The sequence below is a fragment of the Gilliamella sp. BG1 genome (genome assembly GCF_046635625.1).
Classification (GTDB): Bacteria; Pseudomonadota; Gammaproteobacteria; order Enterobacterales; family Orbaceae; genus Gilliamella; species Gilliamella bombi.
Map to the genome: position 1 here is coordinate 128558 of NZ_JBIDFG010000007.1, position 18043 is coordinate 146600.

Sequence of the window (18043 nt, forward strand, 5' to 3'; positions counted from 1 at the left end):
GCTATGCCAATCCCTTAAGCAATCTAGTACCTTTTCCGCCGACGATTGTCGGCGGAAACATAATAATGAGCACAAACTATATGAAAAAAGATAATGGACTTTACTGGTTATTATTTGCAATCATTGTTTTTATCATTGATATCGCAAGTAAATTTTGGATTATAAATAATTTCTCGCTATTTGAATCAGTGAATCTTTTGCCATTCTTCTCTATCACTTATGTACGCAATATTGGCGCTGCCTTTAGCATTTTTGAAGGGCAACGTATGATGCTTGCTGCTATCGCTTTAATTATCAGTGCCGTGATAGTACGTATGTTATACCGCAACACTCGCCAACAAAAATTAGAGAACTTGTCGTTATCAATGATTTTAGGCGGTGCATTAGGTAATTTATTTGATCGTCTTTATCATGGATTTGTGATTGACTTTTTAGATGTCAATTTTGGTGACTGGCACTATCCAACTTTTAATATTGCTGACTGTGCAATCTGCGTTGGTATTGGACTATTTATTTTCAGTAATTATAAAAAACCAAAGAAGACTGTATAGTATGCAAATTATTTTGGCCAATCCTCGCGGTTTTTGCGCTGGTGTTGATCGTGCTATCACAATTGTTGAACGTGCACTAGAATTGTTTGGCGCACCAGTTTATGTCCGTCACGAAGTAGTACACAATCGCTATGTCGTTAATCGCCTAAAAGAATTAGGGGCAATTTTCATTGAAGATATTAGCGAAGTACCAGATAACTCAATTCTTATCTTTTCAGCGCATGGGGTGTCTAAAGCTATCCGTGAGGAAGCCAAACAACATAAACTCCGTGTTTTTGATGCCACTTGCCCACTTGTAACCAAAGTACATATGGAAGTGGCTAGATCGAGTTATCGTGGTGAAGAGGTTATTTTAATCGGCCATGCTGGGCATATTGAAGTAGATGGTACAATGGGACAATATAACAATCCCGAAGGTGGCATTTATTTAATCGAATCAATTGATGATGTAAAAAAGCTACAGGTAAAAAACGAAAATAATCTTTGCTTTACCACTCAAACAACGTTATCCGTTGATGATACGGCTCAAATTATAGATGCTTTAAAAAAACGTTTTCCTAATATTCGCAGCCCACGCAAAAATGATATCTGCTATGCCACAACCAATCGCCAGCAAGCAGTGAAACAATTATCATCACGCGCAGACATTGTTTTAGTCGTAGGTTCTAAAAATTCGTCTAATTCAAATCGCCTAGCCGAGCTAGCAAGGCGAAACAGCAAACAAGCTTATTTAATTGATTTTGCATCTGACATCCAAAAAGAGTGGTTAATAAACGCACATACAATCGGCGTAACAGCAGGTGCTTCTGCGCCTGAGATTTTAGTACAACAGGTGATTGATCATTTAAAAAGCTTAGGTTGCACATCGCTTATTGAAACAGATGGCATTTTAGAAAATATCACTTTTGAAATTCCAAAAGAACTTCGAATTAACATTAAATCAACCTGATTTAAGAAGACTTAAGTCCCTCAAATTTTACTAATAACTCTTCTTTTGTTTCAATATGTTCAGGATCTGCAATGATGGCATTTTGAATAGGGCAAACTCGCTGACAAGTCGAATGATCATAATAACCGACACATTCCGTACATTTATTGGGATCAATTTCATAAGTATCAAACCCCATTGAGATTGCCTCATTTGGGCACTCAGGCTCACACATGTCACAATTAATACACTTATTGGTTATTTTTAACGCCATTGCTCTTCTAACTTTACTAATTAAAAAAATTAGTACCATTATAGCGTAATCACCAATAAATCCGAATAAAGATCGCGTTATCGCTTATTGAGTAGTTCAATCTTTGCAAAGAATTTTTAGAAAATCATACTGCTTGTTTTCGTATTTATATTCAACATGAAGTCTTTCACTGTTATAGATGGCTAATCATTCTTCAGTTACTATCCTTGTTTGCCTCTAGATTATTAAATAGATATAAATTCAATAATTTTGTACGATAGGTACGATTAAATCATTCAATATAGCCATTTTGATAAGGACTACCAGGCTGGATATAATCAATGGCTATATCATTTGATTTAGCCCAGTTTATAAAGGTTTTTCCTGTAAATTCTGGCCCATTATCGACTCGTATTTTTAATGGATCCCCTGATATTCGGCCAGTTTATCTAAGTAACGGGTAATCCTTCCTGCTGGTAAGCTTACTGCAATATCAATACCTAACGCCTCACGATAAGTCCCAGCGTAAGTGCTAGTCTGTGATAGTATTAAACACCGAAACAATCACCGAATCATCCTGTAACTTAGGTTGATAATAGTAAGCATAACAGCTTAAGCCAACAATGACACAACTCATAGCAATAGTTGATCCTCACCAAATCAGCATTAGATAATTGGATAATGCAGTACCAAACTACCAGCTCATTCATCGCAAAAGATAATCGTCGAACTGAAGAGAACGAACTTATCGCGCTACGCAAAGAGAATAAACGTTTGTTAATGGAGAATGATATCCTAAAGCAAGCGGCGTTGATAATGGGAAGAAAATCGAGTTAATTTTACATAATAAGCATCGATACAGCTTACGTGCATTATGTCGATGTTTAAATGTAACCCGAAATCGTTTCTATTATTAACGGCAATTAACGCAGCAATCATAAGATATATCACTGAGTGAAATAGTGGGTAAAATTTTTAATACTAATTATCATGCTTATGGTACAAGGCGTCTGCAAGCAGAGCTGAGAAAGCAAGGCATAACCGTATCTCGACGCCGAATAGGTCGAATAATGGCGAAAAATGGCTGGGTTTCGAAATACACCTGTAAAAAATATTGTATTCATAAAGAAAAAAGCAATGAATCGCTGGTGGGGAATGAACTGAATCGAGAATTTGATATAGGTCAACCACGAAACATATTAGTGACCGATTTAACCTATGTAAGGGTTAAACAACGTTGGCACTACCTTTGTGTAATTGTTGATATCAGTAATCGAGAAATAGTGGGGAGAAGTGCTGGCAGGCATAAAACAGCGGCACTGGTCATGCAAGCTATGAGTCAAATTCCAATGAACTTACAGACGATTGAGTTGTTTCATTCTGATAGAGGAAAAGAGTTTGATAATCATTTGATTGATGAATGTTTAACAGCATTTGGAATTAAACAGTCGTTAAGTCGCAAAGGCTGCCCCTATGATAACGCAATTGCAGAAAGCACATTCAAAGCAGTGAAAACAGAATTTGTGTCAAATACTATTTTTGATTCACTGGCGCAACTTAAATTGGAATTTAATCACTATGTGGATTGGTTTAATTATAATCGAATTCATTCAACATTAAATTACCAGTCGCCGATTGAATACAAAAGAAATCGATGACCTTATCTTTTTGGTACTAAAATGTGTGGACATACCAAAACACATATTATTCATGACTGTTACTACAAAACGAGGAAGCAGGCTAATAAAGCACTATTTGAATATATTGAAATCTATTATAATCGGATACGCCGTCATTCAGCCAATGGCTGGGTATCACCTGAACAATATGAACAACAATATTACCAAAACGAAAAAATGATAGAGAGGCGGGCACTGTCTAATATTTTGGCGAGGATCAAGTAACAGAATAATTTTGTTGTAGTTGCTGTGCCCACGTTTTACGTACCGTTTTGGGCAACTAAGGCTTTTTTATAATTTCTTCCTGAAGCTGTGATTTTAAGCTAAGTTTGGCAAACATCTGCTTATGCTTGCGGTTTTCAGCCTCCAGCTCCTTTAAGCGTTTGATATCCGAAGTTTCCATACCACCGTATTTATCACGCCATTTATAGAAAGTAAAATTACCCATGCCATATTTACGGCACAGTTCTTTAACGGGAATACCCGTTTCAGCTTCTTTTAAAATAGCTACGATTTGATCGTTCAGCCATTTTTTTCATAATTAAATCCCCTTTTACTTTTATCATTGAGAATTTTCTACTTTTTTGCTGTACTATTTTAGGGGATAGTTACACAGGCAATCGCTATACAGGCATTTATTCCGATAAATCCCAATTTAGCCCAGCACTCTTATAAAAAAGATGATGTGTTAAGCAAAAGTTTTTATACTATTAAATGTATTCATTTAGAATCAGCAAGTAATTAGCGATTCAAAAGATAGGAGTATAAAACCTAAAGAGAGTTCTTTCTTATTTAGGCGCAGCTGATATTATTAATTCAATATAAAAAGGAAGTTATTGTAAAATATCTATCAATATTTTGCTAAGACCATTTTCCCCAAAAACTTATAAAACTTATTGCTTGCTTTAATTGGAAAAAATTTATTGGTTAAATTTTAAAGGTCAATAATGGTGGGTCGTGAGCGATTCGAACGCTCGACCAACGGATTAAAAGTCCGCTGCTCTACCGACTGAGCTAACGACCCATTTGATAAGAACTACTATGCGCTTAATAGCTGAAACGATAAGTAATTTCGGGGTGCTATAATACTTATAATTGTATTACTACGCAACCACTTTATTGCTACATTTTTCTAATAGCTGATTATTTATACATTTCATTTTAGTGACGCTAACTTTTTATTAGCAAGCACTACCGCATTCTTATCTTTTGGGTATTTATTCACTACTTGTTGAAAAACAGTTTTAGCTTTTTTGGTATCTCCTTTATCAAGTAAAATTAACCCCACTTTATAAAGACTATCAGCAGCTTTGGAAGAAGACGGAAAATCTTTTACTACAGTAGCATAATAAAATGAAGCATCATTTTTATTACTTTGTTTATATAAAAGCTGACCTAGCCAATAGTTAACATTAGCTCGATAACTAGACTTTGGATAAGATTTCAGATGTTTTTTAAAGGCATCAATAACCTCGTTATTTTGCTTGCCTTCATTAACAAATCGGATTATAAAATTATAATCCGCTTTATCATCGCCAGTAGTTACCCATCCAGATAAATCTGATGAAGATTTGGACAAAGTAGGATCTGAAGATGTTTTTGAACTATATCCTTCTCCTTGTAAATCAAAATCAGTATTTGAAGAAAATCCAGGACTATTAGTCATTTGTTGAAGAATCATTTTCTGGCGTTCAATTATCTGATTAAGTTGATATTTTGTCTCTTCTAACTGACCACGAAGAGTATCTACATCTGCTTGCAAATCGCTAATTTTTTGTTGGTTTTCAATCAATAGCTGTCCTTGTGCTTGAACCGTTTGATCAATGTCGGAACTACTTGCTGCACAACCAGTAAATAAAAGGAATAAAAGTAATGTGAGTATTTTTTTATGCATATTATATAAGACTCAGTGTAAACTTAAAATTAAAAACGGCTGAATAATCAGCCGCTATAAGATGTTATTAGTATCCTACATAGGTTACTACTGCACGACGATTTTTAGCATACGCTTCTTCATCATGACCTAACACAGCAGGTTTTTCTTTACCATAAGAAACGATTTCCATTTGACTTGCAGAAGCACCGTTACCTTGTAAATATGATTTAACTGCAGCAGCACGGCGTTCACCTAATGCGATATTATATTCTGGAGTACCGCGTTCATCAGCATGACCTTCAATAACAACTTTTATGTTACTTGTACGAATAAATTCAGCATGTGCATTTAATAATGTTGCATATTCAGATCTAACATTATATTTATCAAAGTCAAAATAAACTGTATTAATTTGTTGTAATTTTTGAAGTTGCTCTAAGGCTTCTTTTGATAAAGCACCATTTAAATTACCACTAACAGTTTGGCTGCTATTAGATGAGCAAGCAGTTACAGCGATTAATGGTAAAGCAACCGCTGCTACTTTAAGAAATTTAGAAAATTGCATTGTATAAACTCCTGTTGTTTGAATAAATTCTATTTATATATCTAACCAACTTTTAAGTAACGCCCGTTATGGGACTAAAAGATTAGAGTAATATATTATAACGACCTTAAACTTTACACAATTTTAATAATTGCAATGTAGTTGTTTTTTTAAGCTGTCTTTATAAATATGGTGACCATGCAGGGAATTTTACTTGCCCATCAGTAGCTGGTAACCTTGCCTTAAAATTACCATCTGTAGAAACAAGGTTCAAAATTGTACCTAACCCTTGAGATGAACTATAAATGATCATTGTACCATTTGGTGCAATACTTGGCGTTTCATCTAAAAAAGTATCAGTTAAACGTTGATAGGTTTTTGTATCCATATCATATCGAGTTATATGTTGTTCGCCATTATTGCTTGATATCATTGCAATAAACGAACCATCAGGTGACACTCTGGCATTCTGATTTTGCGTATTATCCCAAGTCACCCTCTGCGATTCACCTGTATTTATATTAATACTATATAACTGCGGGCGACCAGCTTGATCAGAAGTGTAAACAATAGTTTGATTGTCCGGCATCCAAGATGGTTCTGTATTATTACTACGGCTAGAAGTAATTTGAGTAATTTGTTTGTTACTTAACGTCATCATATATAAATTTAAGCTACCGCCTTTAGATAGAGCAAATGCTAATTTACTACCGTCTGGAGAAAATGCTGGTGCTCCATTATGTTGAGGGAAAGAAGCTATTGTTTGTACAGCTCCACTATCCAAAGTTTTTAACACTAATGAAGAATGCCCTCCTTCAAAAGTTACATAAGCTATTTTTTTCCCATCTGGTGACCAAGTAGGAGACATTAATGGTTCCTTAGAACGATGAACAGTAATTTGATCATAACCATCATAATCAGACACTCTTAATTCGTGCGAAAACGGCCCTTTAGTCATTTTTACAACATAAGCAATTCGTGTTCTAAATGCTCCCTTAATACCAGTTAGTGATTCAAAGATTTCATCACTTGCAGTATGAGCTGCATAACGAACCCAACGCTTTTCAATAGAGAATTGATTTTGAGCTAAAACTGTACCTGGTCGATTAACTGTATCGACTAATTGATAATTTATAAGATATTTTCCTGACGCATCAGGTTGTATTGAGCCAACAACAACAGCTGAAACACCAACTTTGTTCCATACAGTTGGAGTAACCTCTGAAGCTGTTGTCGGTTTCTGAGGCATTTGATTAACGTCAATAGGATTGAACTTACCACTGTTACGCAAATCAGAAGCAATAATTTCTTCAATGGCTTGTGGCGGTTCTCCACCACCTGTCCATTTAAATGGGGCAACAGCTATAGGTTTAGCTGAGCTCACTCCATCAGTAATAATAATTCTAACTTCAGAATTAGCCATTGAGGTAAAAAGTAAAATAAAACAAGTTGCCAAAAAGCGGGAGGCGAATTTGATCATCTTAAATTCCTTAATAAAAATAAGATACACAGAGTTGAATAAAATATAAAATCATAAAAAACAGAAAACCAAGCTTTTAGGAATTCATATGCTGTCTCTAATTAATTCCATATATTAAGCTTTACAAACCATTAACAATTATACCCTGAGAAAGATAGTCGATATCTAGTCACAAGTCTATAGCCTTTAAAATAAAAAGATTTTTATCATTTAATTGTTTGATTATATATAATAATCAAAGTGATATTAAAAATAATTATTCTAAATCTAATTGCTTATACTAATCCTATTTAGGTAAGGTTTAAAGAGTTTCATAAGATATTTTTATATAAGCGGTAGAAGGGATGTATTAAAAATGTTAAAGCCATTTGACAAATAGCCAAAAGTGATAATTTTGGCTTAATAAGTATTTCTATTTTTGACAAAATTCACAATAAAAAGTATTACGCTGTCCAATTTTTTGTGATTTTATTTCTGTACCACAAATCAGACATTGTTCACCTTCGCGTCCATAAACTTGTAACTCCTGTGCAAAATATCCAGGTTTACCATTAGACTGCAGGAAATCCTTGAGTGTTGTTCCTCCTTGTTTAATTGATTTAGTAAGAACTTGCTTAATAGCAGTTACAAGCCTTTCAAATTCATTTAATTGTAAGGAGTTTACTTTTCGAGTAGGGTTGATTTTTGCCATAAATAACGATTCAGAAGCATAAATATTACCAACCCCAACCACAATATGGTTATCCATAATCCAACTTTTTATGGGAACTTTTCGACTCCTTGCTTTTTCAAATAAATATTCAGTTGAAAATTCGTCACTTAAAGGCTCTGGTCCCAAATGTTGTAATTGAGATATTTCGTCTAGCGAATTTGCCCAAAGCCAAGATCCAAAACGCCTAGGATCGGTATAACGTAGAGTAACGCCGTTTTCTAAAACTAAATCAATATGATCATGCTTTTCTGCTTTTTGTGGATTTTTTAAAATACGTAAACTTCCAGACATTCCTAGATGAATTACGATCCAATTGTTGGGTAACTGTAATAATAAATATTTTGCACGACGTTTTATATCTAAAATAACTTGCCCGTGCACATTACTTATAGCCTTATCAACGGACCAACGTAATTTAGGTTGTCGAACAATAATTTTATCGATAATCTGTCCTTTCAAATACGGCAAAATACCTCGACGACTTGTCTCAACTTCTGGTAATTCAGGCATATAATTTCCATTTAGTTATTTAATAGGTCAGTAACCCAAGTTGGTGCCTGCTGAACGGACCTAGGCTGGTTATTCGCTGAGCATAAGCTATGAGGGTTAATTGTCCATACTGGTAAAGAGCGAATACCACTTCCATCACATTGCCACTGTCCATCACTATCAATAGGTACCATAAAAATATTTTGAGGTAGTGGCAATACTAATTTCTTTGGTGGATTATTTTGTAAATATTCACTATAAATTTTTAAGGCGCCAGTTGCTCCTGTTAATTTCATTGGAGAATGATCATCTAAACCAATCCAAACAACAGCAACATTTTTACCATCTATCCCTGTAAACCAGCTGTCACGAGAATCATTACTTGTTCCTGTCTTAGCTGCTAAATTAAATGAACCATATTTAGCTTTTAGTGAACGAGATGTCCCCGAGTTAACAACTTGCTGCATAGCATAAGTGGTTAAATAAGCCGATTGTTGAGATACGGCCTGAAGCTGTTGTGGATAGCTTTGATAAACTAGCTCACCTTTATCGGTCAATACATATCTTAAAATAGAAAGTGGAGATCGTTGACCATTATTAGCTATCGTTTGAAACATCTGCGCCGTTTCTAACGGTGTTAATTCTAAAGCACCTAGTAATCTTGATGGTAAATTAGATATACGGTCTGTTGATACACCTAATGATTGTAAAGTATTCCTTGTTGCATCAAGCCCTAATGCCACTCCTAGATTAACTGTTGGCACATTAAGCGAAAGTGCTAAAGCATCTACTAACATAACACGATCACGAAATTTACGATCATAGTTTTTCGGTTCCCAATAACCATTACCATCAAGCTTTATTGATAAAGGTTTATCATCAAGCCAAGTATTAAGTTGGTAATGGTCGGGTTGCCCTAGTGCAGTTAAATAAGTTGACGGTTTAGCTAATGAACCAATTGCTCGCTGAGTTAACCAAGCACGGTTATATCCTGGATAACGAGGTTCAGCACTACCAATGATAGAGCGAATTTCTCCAGTTTCTCGGCTAACTATAACCATTGCTGTTTGTAATTCTTTATTAGTTGATTTTCGCAGTTTCTCAATTACGTTAGTTACCGCTTGCTCTGCAGCTGATTGAGCTACAGGATCAAAGGTAGTAAAAATCTTCATACCAGACAGATGTTCTACCTTATCGCCTAATTGTTTTCTAAGTTCACTACGCACAACTTGCATAAATGCTGGTTGTGGCGAAATTACACCACCTTTGGGCAAAACTGATAGTGGGCGCTGACTTAATAAATTATACAACTCATCATCAATAATACCTTGCTGCTGAGCAAGTTTTAAAACAACATTACGACGTTCAATAACTTGTTGAGGTTGTGTCCAAGGATTATATAATGAAGCTCCTTTTACCATGCCAACAAGTACCGCTTGCTGATCTAATGTCAGTTCATTAACTGGGCGACCAAAATAGTAAAGACTTGCTAATGGAAAACCATGGATCTCTTCACTACCCGATTGCCCAAAATAAACTTCGTTTAAATAAAGCTCTAAAATTCGTTCTTTGCTATAGCGTCCATCCAAAATAAGAGCCATATAAGCTTCACGTATTTTGCGACTTAAACTACGTTCGTTAGTTAAAAAAAGGTTTTTGACTGTTTGCTGAGTTAATGTACTTCCACCTTCAGTACGACCTGTTGTTAAATTAACAAAAATCGCACGACCAATAGAATATAAACTTACGCCATGATGATCATAAAAACGTTTATCTTCCGTTGCGACTAATGTTTGTAATAATGAATCAGGAAACTCTTTTAATGGAACAAACAGCCGTTGTTCTCCATTTGGAGAATGCATCATAGTAATTAATTTAGGATCAATCTTAAGCAATCCAAAATCACGACCTGAATCTAGATTAGTAATACGATCAATACGATTTTCATAAAAAGTTATTCTAACTCTAAAAGCTTGCTCTTCACCATCAGGAAAAGTAAAAGGTCGACGATAAATTTCAACCGCATCATTTCTTACAATAAATTCGCCTGGACGAGTAGCTTTGGTATCTTGTTGACGATATTGTGCACCAACTAATATTGTTACCACATCATTTAGACTATATTCACTATCTGGTTCAAGATCAATAATTTGTCCATAAACTGCAGCTGGTAACTCCCATACATTTCCATCAATCCGTTCTTTAATTTGTTGATCAAGATAAACGCCATAAATAATAGCCACTGCAGCAAAGACAAGAAACAACTTAAATAGTAGTGTCAAAAATCGTCGCCAAAGTGTAGTCTTTTTATTTTTTCTGGTCTTTTTAGAAGAGCGTTTTTTTTCTGTTTTAGTTGATGTTTTCAAACTGCACCTAACATTTATTATTAAATAATAATTAGCTTATGATAACATAATTTTTAAGGGCACCTTGACCACCTTTTTTAAAAAGGCCAGGTAAGTAAAGGTTTAAATATAAAAACAAATATATAAACTTAAAAGTTTAGTTGAGAGCTAATACTTTTAACTTTTGAAAAGAATGCCTTTCTCGACTTACCTGTTAATCCTTCTGAAATAGGTAAACTTGCTGTTAATGGATTAACTGGCTTGTTATTAATATGTAATTCAAAATGAAGATGAGGTCCAGTAGAACGCCCTGTATTTCCCGATAGGCCGATTTTATCGCCTTGCTTAACTTGTTGACCTGGTTTAACTAAAATTTTATCCAAGTGCATATAAGTTGTCATATACTGACGACCATGCCGAATAGCAATATAGTTACCCGCTGAACCACTATATTTTGCAATTACTACTTCACCATTACCAACGGATAATACAGGAGTACCACGTGATACAGCAAAATCAACACCATTATGAGGGGCTATTTGTCCTGTAACTGGATGTAAACGACGTGGATTAAATCCAGAAGAAACACGTGCTTTTTTCGCTAAAGGATAACGGAAAAAACTCTGCGATAAGCTATTACCATTAATATCATAATATTTACCATCATCAGCTAAAATAGCATAATAATCCTTATTTCCATTTTTAATTCGAATACCTAACAACTGACTATTAGATAAGCTTTTACCATGCATTTCCCGTGTTAGAGCAACTGAAAATTTATCACCAACTTGTAATCGACGAAAATCTAAGCGCCACTGTAAAGCGCGAGTAATAATACCTATTTCATTACTAGTTAACCCACTTTTTCGAGCATCGGCAACAAAACTAGATTTAATGTCACCTTTTATAACAATATTTTGTGGGATGACTTCAGCAGTTTCAGAGCTTTCTATAAATTTATCACCCGATTTTTCATAGATTCGAATATTATTGCTTGATATTGTCCAACTAAAAGTTTGCAAATTATGATTATCATCAGTTGTCCAACTAATTTGTTGACCAATTCGTAGATTTGCAAGTTGCTTAAATTTTGTTGTTAATTGATAGATATCATTTTTATTAACATTATAACGAATTAGAATATCATGCAAAGTATCGCCACGAACAATAGTATATTGTACTGCATTATCTTTACCATCAACGATATCATCTAATTCATCTTTAACAATTTCATCTTCAGGAACATCAGATGATTCAGCAACGGTAGCCATTTTCCCATTTACTATCTCGACTTTTCCATCACCATCAATAGAGCTGGAATTATCATTTACAGTAGTTTCAACTTGAGGAGTTAAAGGAACATAAATTGTTCGATCCAAATTGAGCGGACGCCACAGAGCAGTAAATAAAATAACAATAAAAAGAACGCCCAATATTGAAAAATAGGGAATTTTAAAATTATTTCTTTCAATATTGAAGGATTTTATTTTTCTTGCCAAAATTAACCTTAACTATTTATTACTAAAACTAATTTTTATCTAAACAATCCAACAGTTGCTGTGTTAAATTTGTTAAAAATTGTAAATATGCACCTTTTGAAGGTGTTATACTCGTTCCTAATGGATTCAATTCTCCAATTCGAACATCTGTTCCACTCACTAATTTTTCAATAACTGCAGGGCTAAACTGTGGCTCACGAAATACACATACTGCTTGGTGCTCTTTGAGCTCCTGTTGAATAGCATAAACTTTTTGAACACCAGGCTGAACTGCTGGATTTATAGTAAAACTGCCTAGTTTTTTTAATCCGAACTGTGCCTCAAAATACCCATAGGCGTCATGAAACACAAAATACCCTCTATTTTGTACGGTAATTAGTTTTTTTGCAATGTTTTGTTCTGTTTCTGTGAGTTTAGTAATGAATTCGTTTAAATTTTCATCAATTAATATGCTTTTATCTGGATAAAGCGTAACAAGTCTATCATGAATTGATTGTGCGATAATTTTAGCAATTTTAGGTGAAAGCCAAATATGCTCATCATATTCACCATGGTGATCTTGATTGACCTCATCATGAGAATGATCATCTTCGTGATCATCATGGCTGGTTCTAAGTAACGATTTGATTTCTGGTACAGCCATTAATTCAATTTGCTTTTGCTTATCTATATTTTTTAAAATTGTTGGCATAAAAGCTTCCATATCTTCACCGACCCAAACCACAAGTTCGGCTGATTTAAGTTTTGCTAAATCAGAGGGCTTTAAATAATAAGTGTGTGGAGATGCGCTATCAGGAAGTAAAATATCATTATCAGTTACTCCTGAAGCAATGGCTTCAGTAATAAACCCAATGGGCTTTACAGATGAAATAACTGTCGCATTAGCTATGTTAGTGATAGTTTGCATAAATATTAATGAACAAAATATCATTAAAGAACAGATTAATTGTTTACTATTTTGTGCAATATATTTTTTCACACCATATATCCTATATTTAAAAGTATGATAGAATAAAAACATTAATTGTTATAATATAACATAACATTATTGTAGGCAAGGGCTCTTAACGATATGACACCACTAATTTCTCTTGATAGTGTTTCAGTAGAAATTGACCATCAAAAAATATTATATGACGTTTCGTTAGCAATACATCTTAATCAAATTATTACATTACTTGGTCCCAATGGTGCAGGTAAATCAACTCTAGTAAAAGTCATTTTAGGTTTAATTCCATTTACTTCAGGGACAATTAAGCGTTCAACCAATTTAACAATTGGTTATGTACCACAATCAATTAATTTAAATACCACTCTGCCTATTACTGTTAAACGTTTTATGCACTTAAATAAACAGTTAAATACCGAAAAAATTTTTAATACGCTATCAATGGTAAAAGCTGAATATTTGATTAATAAATCTATGCATCAATTATCGGGTGGAGAATTGCAACGCGTATTATTAGCTCAAGCCTTAGCAAAGCAACCTCAATTATTAATTCTTGATGAACCAACTCAAGGAGTGGATGTTAGTGGTCAAGTATTATTATATGATTTAATCGTTAATGCAAAAAAACAGTTTAATTGCGGTGTATTAATGGTTTCTCATGATCTTCATTTAGTTATGGCAAAAACAGATGAAGTAATTTGTTTAAATCATCATATTTGTTGTTCAGGCACACCTGCTATTGTATCTAATGATCCTGAGTTTATTTCTCTCTTTGGACGACATGGGGCTTCACAAATCGCTGTTTATAAACATCATCATAATCATCAACATGATTGCTGCACTTCTACTATTGATCAACATAAGCAAATTGCTATGCCTAGTTATGGAAAAAAAAATAATGATTGAGTTACTATTACCTTCTTTATTAGCTGGTTTATGCTTAACAAGCATAACTGGTCCCTTAGGTACTTTCGTTGTTTGGCGTAAAATGTCTTATTTTGGTGATACCCTATCCCATGCTGCTTTACTTGGTATCGCTTTTGGTTTTTTACTGAATATCAATTTATTTTATGCAGTCATTTGTGTAACTCTTTTACTGGCCTTAGGATTACTTTGGTTAGAAACTCAAAAACAACTTCCAATTGATAGTTTACTTGGTATTTTAGCTCATAGTGCATTATCTCTTGGTTTAGTTGTAATTAGTTTAATGAATAATATCCGAATCGATCTAATGGGATACTTATTTGGTGATCTATTATCAGTAACATATTCTGATCTTTATCAAATTACTACTTGTGTAGCATTTATTGGTGCCTTATTGCTTTGGCGATGGAATGACATTTTATTTATTACTGTAAGTGAAGAGTTAGCTTTTAGTCACGGTATTAATGTTCAAATAACAAAATTGCTTTTAACTCTACTGTTGGCGCTAACAATAGGTCTATCAATGAAATTTGTTGGAGCTCTGATTATTACATCTTTACTTATCATCCCTGCCGCAACAGCCAAATATTATTCAAAAACTCCCGAGGCAATGGCAATAATTGCTATAATAATTGGTATGTTATCAGTGATTACAGGGCTAATATTTTCTTTTATTTACGACACACCAACAGGGCCATCAATTGTATTAAGTAATACTTGTTTATTTTTTATATCATTATTTATTTCAAAATTAACTTTAAACAAAAAAAATTAAGATTATTGCAAAATTAGATTATTTATTGCGTGACATATCCCATTAATAAAAATGACTTTAATAATCAGTTAACTATTTCTAATACTATAATAGTACAATTCAATATGTTGATAATTAAAAACTATGTCACTTGCAATTATTTATACTCGAGCATCTATTGGAATACAAGCACCGTTGATAAACGTTGAAGTTCATATTAGTAACGGGTTACCTGGTTTTGTTTTAGTTGGTCTGCCTGAAGCAACGGTTAAAGAAGCTAAAGATCGAGTTAGAAGTGCTATTATTAATAGTGGTTTTACTTTTCCTTCAAAAAAAATAACTGTTAACTTATCTCCTGCAGATCTTCCAAAAGAAGGAAGTCGCTTTGATTTACCAATAGCTATCGCTATTCTTGCCGCTACAGAGCAAATTCCAACAGATAATCTATTACATTATGAATTTTTGGGAGAATTAGCTCTTTCAGGTAATATTAGAGCAGTAAAAGGAGCAATTCCGGCAGCTATTTCTTCTAAAAAGAAAAATCGCACACTAATTATTTCAGCAGAAAATCAATCTGAAATTTCTTTAATTCACCAAAACAATACTTTAATCACCAATAACTTATTAGAGTTATGCCAATATTTATATAACGAAATTGACTTGCCAGCAGTCCAATATCGTGAATACAAAGATATTGATAATAATTTATCAAGCCTACAAGATATAATCGGACAGGAACAAGCCAAAAGAGCATTAGAAATTGCAGCCGCAGGAGGTCACAATTTACTATTAATTGGACCTCCTGGAACAGGTAAGACTATGTTAGCAACTCGTTTGACTTCCCTGTTACCTCAATTATCTGATGAAGAAGCACTTGAAAGTGCGGCAATAACTAGTCTAGTTAGTCCAAATGGATCAATTAAAAACTGGCGTAAGAGGCCGTTTAGATCACCTCACCATAGCGCATCAGCAGCAGCATTGGTTGGCGGAGGAACAATACCTAAACCAGGAGAAATATCACTAGCACATAATGGGGTTTTATTTTTAGATGAATTACCAGAATTTAACCGAAAAGTATTAGACGCTCTTAGAGAACCAATTGAGTCAGGTGAAATTATCATTTCGAGAGCAAACGCAAAAATAAAATTTCCTGCTAAGTTTCAATTAATAGCAGCAATGAATCCAAGCCCTACAGGACATTATCAAGGAACACACAATAGAACAACACCCCAGCAAACAATTCGCTATCTAAATCGACTTTCAGGACCATTTCTCGATAGATTTGATATTTCTATTGAAGTACCTTTATTGCCTAAAGGCACCTTAAGTCAAAAAAAGACTTCCGATGAATCAACCGAAACGGTAAAACAGCGAGTTTTACAAGCAAGAAATATTCAGTTTAAAAGAAACAATAAATTAAATAGTCAGTTAAGTGCAAATGAAATACAATGTTATTGCAAATTATCAGATGAAAATAATGAATATTTAGAACAAGCATTGATTAAATTAGGACTCTCTGCTAGGGCGTGGCATCGTATATTAAAAGTATCGCGTACAATTGCAGATTTAGATTCGTCAGAAAATATAGAACGAAAACATATTTCAGAAGCATTAAGTTATCGTTCTATGGATCGATTATTAATTCAATTACACAAAAATATCGGTTAAAAGAATTAGTCGTCACTATCGACAAAATCATCAGTTGTATCAACTTGAGGCTTCCCGCCGGATAATGTATGAAAGCGTTTAGGCTTATTTATACGAGAAAGATATTTTAGCCAAGTTTTTTCGAAATCAGTTGATGGTTCCTTTTTACCTTTACAAACGGCAACAAATGATTTTTCTTCTGCTGTAGTAGGTTTTCTAACTTCTGTATCAAGATCTTTAAAAGCACACCCATGTTTTTCCAAAATAAGAGCTTCTTTAATAGTAAAGTCTCCGTGACGAGAAAATCCTCTTGGATAATTCTTATTATCAAAAAAACGTTGTTGACTTACAAAACTCTCAGCCATGTTCTATCCTCTAGGTTGTAAAAGTATCTGGGCAGGAATTATAATTGACTAAGTTAATCTGTAAATAGAATTCTTTTATTTGTTCTATCAAAAATGACTAAATGATTAAATTTAAAACAGAACAATTATTTTTGTGGCAGGGGCGGAGAGTCTCGAACTCCCAACACCCGGTTTTGGAGACCGGTGCTCTACCAATTGAACTACGCCCCTAAATAAGGTGGCGGAACGGACGGGGCTCGAACCCGCGACCCCCTGCGTGACAGGCAGGTATTCTAACCAACTGAACTACCGCTCCACCGTATTTGGTATGTATATATAAAATTTAAAAGTCTGGCGGCACCCTACTCTCACATGGGTAATACCCACACTACCATCGGCACTACGGCGTTTCACTTCTGAGTTCGGCATGGGGTCAGGTGGGACCACCGCGCTATTACCGCCAGACATATCCTGTACTCTCTTTCTTAATTGCTGTCCATTATCTCATATCAACAACAATCACTCAATTCGGAACAAACTGTTTTTTCAATCTCTATTCTCTTTTCGATGATTTTCTCATCTAGTAATAACTTCTGCGTAACCCAAAACAACTCCGAGTTGTAAGGTTAAGACTCTCGGTTCATTAGTATCAGTTAGCTCAATGTATCACTACACTTACACACCTGACCTATCTACGTCTTAGTCTCAAACGGACCTTACTGAATCTCTTCAGGGAAAACTCATCTCGAGGCTAGTTTCGTGCTTAGATGCTTTCAGCACTTATCTATTCCGCACGTAGCTACCGGGCAATGCAATTGGCATCACAACCCGAACACCAGCGGTGCGTTCACTTCGGTCCTCTCGTACTAGAAGCAAACCCTCTCAATTTTCCTACGCCCATGGCAGATAGGGACCGAACTGTCTCACGACGTTCTAAACCCAGCTCGCGTACCACTTTAAACGGCGAACAGCCGTACCCTTGGGACCTACTTCAGCCCCAGGATGTGATGAGCCGACATCGAGGTGCCAAACACCGCCGTCGATATGAACTCTTGGGCGGTATCAGCCT

The 18043-nt window shown here is 34.7% G+C and carries 18 protein-coding genes, 3 tRNA genes, 2 rRNA genes and 1 pseudogene; 8 read left to right on the forward strand and 16 right to left on the reverse strand.

Going from position 1 to position 18043, the window contains the following annotated elements; all coding sequences use genetic code 11:
- Nucleotides 1-65: 65 nt before the first annotated feature.
- Nucleotides 66-551: a signal peptidase II gene (gene lspA / locus ACGH80_RS05065; RefSeq protein ID WP_202983962.1), complete on the forward strand. Its 486-nt coding sequence runs from the start codon at nucleotides 66-68 to the stop codon at nucleotides 549-551.
- 1 nt (nucleotide 552) lies between these two features.
- Nucleotides 553-1500: a 4-hydroxy-3-methylbut-2-enyl diphosphate reductase gene (gene ispH / locus ACGH80_RS05070; protein ID WP_174799193.1), complete on the forward strand. Its 948-nt coding sequence runs from the start codon at nucleotides 553-555 to the stop codon at nucleotides 1498-1500.
- A 1-nt stretch (nucleotide 1501) separates the two neighbouring features.
- Here the strand turns inward: ispH and ACGH80_RS05075 are convergent, their stop codons facing one another.
- Nucleotides 1502-1753: a YfhL family 4Fe-4S dicluster ferredoxin gene (locus tag ACGH80_RS05075; protein WP_034911286.1), complete on the reverse strand. Its 252-nt coding sequence runs from the start codon at nucleotides 1751-1753 to the stop codon at nucleotides 1502-1504.
- A gap of 396 nt (nucleotides 1754-2149) precedes the next feature.
- Entirely contained in the window at nucleotides 2150-2296 is a 147-nt protein-coding gene (locus tag ACGH80_RS05080; RefSeq protein WP_411630630.1) for a hypothetical protein, read from the reverse strand.
- A 117-nt stretch (nucleotides 2297-2413) separates the two neighbouring features.
- Here ACGH80_RS05080 and ACGH80_RS05085 point away from each other — a divergent pair, with 117 nt between their 5' ends.
- From ACGH80_RS05085 to ACGH80_RS05095, 3 genes and pseudogenes are all read left to right on the forward strand, one after another.
- Entirely contained in the window at nucleotides 2414-2569 is a 156-nt protein-coding gene (locus tag ACGH80_RS05085) for a hypothetical protein (protein WP_411630631.1), read from the forward strand.
- Between the two features lie 125 nt (nucleotides 2570-2694).
- Nucleotides 2695-3390: an IS3 family transposase gene (locus ACGH80_RS05090; protein ID WP_411630632.1), complete on the forward strand. Its 696-nt coding sequence runs from the start codon at nucleotides 2695-2697 to the stop codon at nucleotides 3388-3390.
- 30 nt (nucleotides 3391-3420) lie between these two features.
- A pseudogene (locus tag ACGH80_RS05095) lies at nucleotides 3421-3636 on the forward strand (IS3 family transposase); the annotation flags it as partial.
- Between the two features lie 55 nt (nucleotides 3637-3691).
- Here ACGH80_RS05095 and ACGH80_RS05100 read toward each other — a convergent pair.
- The 9 genes from ACGH80_RS05100 to znuA form a co-directional block, all read right to left on the reverse strand.
- Nucleotides 3692-3937, reverse strand: coding sequence for a transposase (locus tag ACGH80_RS05100; protein ID WP_411630639.1), 246 nt, complete (start codon nucleotides 3935-3937; stop codon nucleotides 3692-3694).
- A 422-nt stretch (nucleotides 3938-4359) separates the two neighbouring features.
- Nucleotides 4360-4435: transfer RNA gene (locus tag ACGH80_RS05105), tRNA-Lys, on the reverse strand.
- Between the two features lie 132 nt (nucleotides 4436-4567).
- Entirely contained in the window at nucleotides 4568-5305 is a 738-nt protein-coding gene (gene ybgF, locus ACGH80_RS05110; protein WP_411630633.1) for a tol-pal system protein YbgF, read from the reverse strand.
- A gap of 67 nt (nucleotides 5306-5372) precedes the next feature.
- The gene (gene pal, locus ACGH80_RS05115; RefSeq protein WP_034914778.1) at nucleotides 5373-5852 is read right to left on the reverse strand and encodes a peptidoglycan-associated lipoprotein Pal; all 480 of its coding nucleotides are present in this window, start codon (nucleotides 5850-5852) and stop codon (nucleotides 5373-5375) included.
- A 160-nt stretch (nucleotides 5853-6012) separates the two neighbouring features.
- The gene (gene tolB / locus ACGH80_RS05120; protein WP_085166026.1) at nucleotides 6013-7308 is read right to left on the reverse strand and encodes a Tol-Pal system beta propeller repeat protein TolB; all 1296 of its coding nucleotides are present in this window, start codon (nucleotides 7306-7308) and stop codon (nucleotides 6013-6015) included.
- Nucleotides 7309-7723: 415 nt separating this feature from the next.
- Nucleotides 7724-8533, reverse strand: coding sequence for a bifunctional DNA-formamidopyrimidine glycosylase/DNA-(apurinic or apyrimidinic site) lyase (mutM, locus tag ACGH80_RS05125; protein WP_411630634.1), 810 nt, complete (start codon nucleotides 8531-8533; stop codon nucleotides 7724-7726).
- A gap of 11 nt (nucleotides 8534-8544) precedes the next feature.
- On the reverse strand, nucleotides 8545-10878 hold the full coding sequence (gene mrcB, locus ACGH80_RS05130) for a bifunctional glycosyl transferase/transpeptidase (RefSeq protein ID WP_411630635.1): 2334 nt from the start codon (nucleotides 10876-10878) through the stop codon (nucleotides 8545-8547).
- Between the two features lie 128 nt (nucleotides 10879-11006).
- On the reverse strand, nucleotides 11007-12356 hold the full coding sequence (mepM, locus tag ACGH80_RS05135; RefSeq protein WP_411630636.1) for a murein DD-endopeptidase MepM: 1350 nt from the start codon (nucleotides 12354-12356) through the stop codon (nucleotides 11007-11009).
- 28 nt (nucleotides 12357-12384) lie between these two features.
- A complete protein-coding gene (gene znuA / locus ACGH80_RS05140) occupies nucleotides 12385-13335 on the reverse strand; it encodes a zinc ABC transporter substrate-binding protein ZnuA (protein WP_202983961.1) in 951 nt (316 codons plus the stop codon).
- Between the two features lie 93 nt (nucleotides 13336-13428).
- Between znuA and znuC the strand changes: the two genes are divergently transcribed.
- The 3 genes from znuC to ACGH80_RS05155 all read left to right on the forward strand — a co-directional run bounded on the left by znuC (nucleotide 13429) and on the right by ACGH80_RS05155 (nucleotide 16651).
- Nucleotides 13429-14211: a zinc ABC transporter ATP-binding protein ZnuC gene (znuC, locus tag ACGH80_RS05145; protein WP_296303006.1), complete on the forward strand. Its 783-nt coding sequence runs from the start codon at nucleotides 13429-13431 to the stop codon at nucleotides 14209-14211.
- A complete protein-coding gene (znuB, locus tag ACGH80_RS05150; RefSeq protein ID WP_411630637.1) occupies nucleotides 14204-15004 on the forward strand; it encodes a zinc ABC transporter permease subunit ZnuB in 801 nt (266 codons plus the stop codon). The genes znuC and znuB overlap by 8 nt, the downstream gene beginning before the upstream one ends.
- A gap of 123 nt (nucleotides 15005-15127) precedes the next feature.
- Nucleotides 15128-16651, forward strand: coding sequence for a YifB family Mg chelatase-like AAA ATPase (locus tag ACGH80_RS05155; protein WP_085166025.1), 1524 nt, complete (start codon nucleotides 15128-15130; stop codon nucleotides 16649-16651).
- 5 nt (nucleotides 16652-16656) lie between these two features.
- Here the strand turns inward: ACGH80_RS05155 and ACGH80_RS05160 are convergent, their stop codons facing one another.
- From ACGH80_RS05160 to ACGH80_RS05180, 5 genes are all read right to left on the reverse strand, one after another.
- Nucleotides 16657-16995: a DUF413 domain-containing protein gene (locus ACGH80_RS05160; protein WP_034914792.1), complete on the reverse strand. Its 339-nt coding sequence runs from the start codon at nucleotides 16993-16995 to the stop codon at nucleotides 16657-16659.
- A gap of 134 nt (nucleotides 16996-17129) precedes the next feature.
- Nucleotides 17130-17205: transfer RNA gene (locus tag ACGH80_RS05165), tRNA-Trp, on the reverse strand.
- 8 nt (nucleotides 17206-17213) lie between these two features.
- Nucleotides 17214-17290: transfer RNA gene (locus tag ACGH80_RS05170), tRNA-Asp, on the reverse strand.
- Between the two features lie 33 nt (nucleotides 17291-17323).
- A 5S ribosomal RNA gene (gene rrf / locus ACGH80_RS05175) occupies nucleotides 17324-17439 on the reverse strand.
- 157 nt (nucleotides 17440-17596) lie between these two features.
- A 23S ribosomal RNA gene (locus tag ACGH80_RS05180) occupies nucleotides 17597-18043 on the reverse strand; the annotation flags it as partial.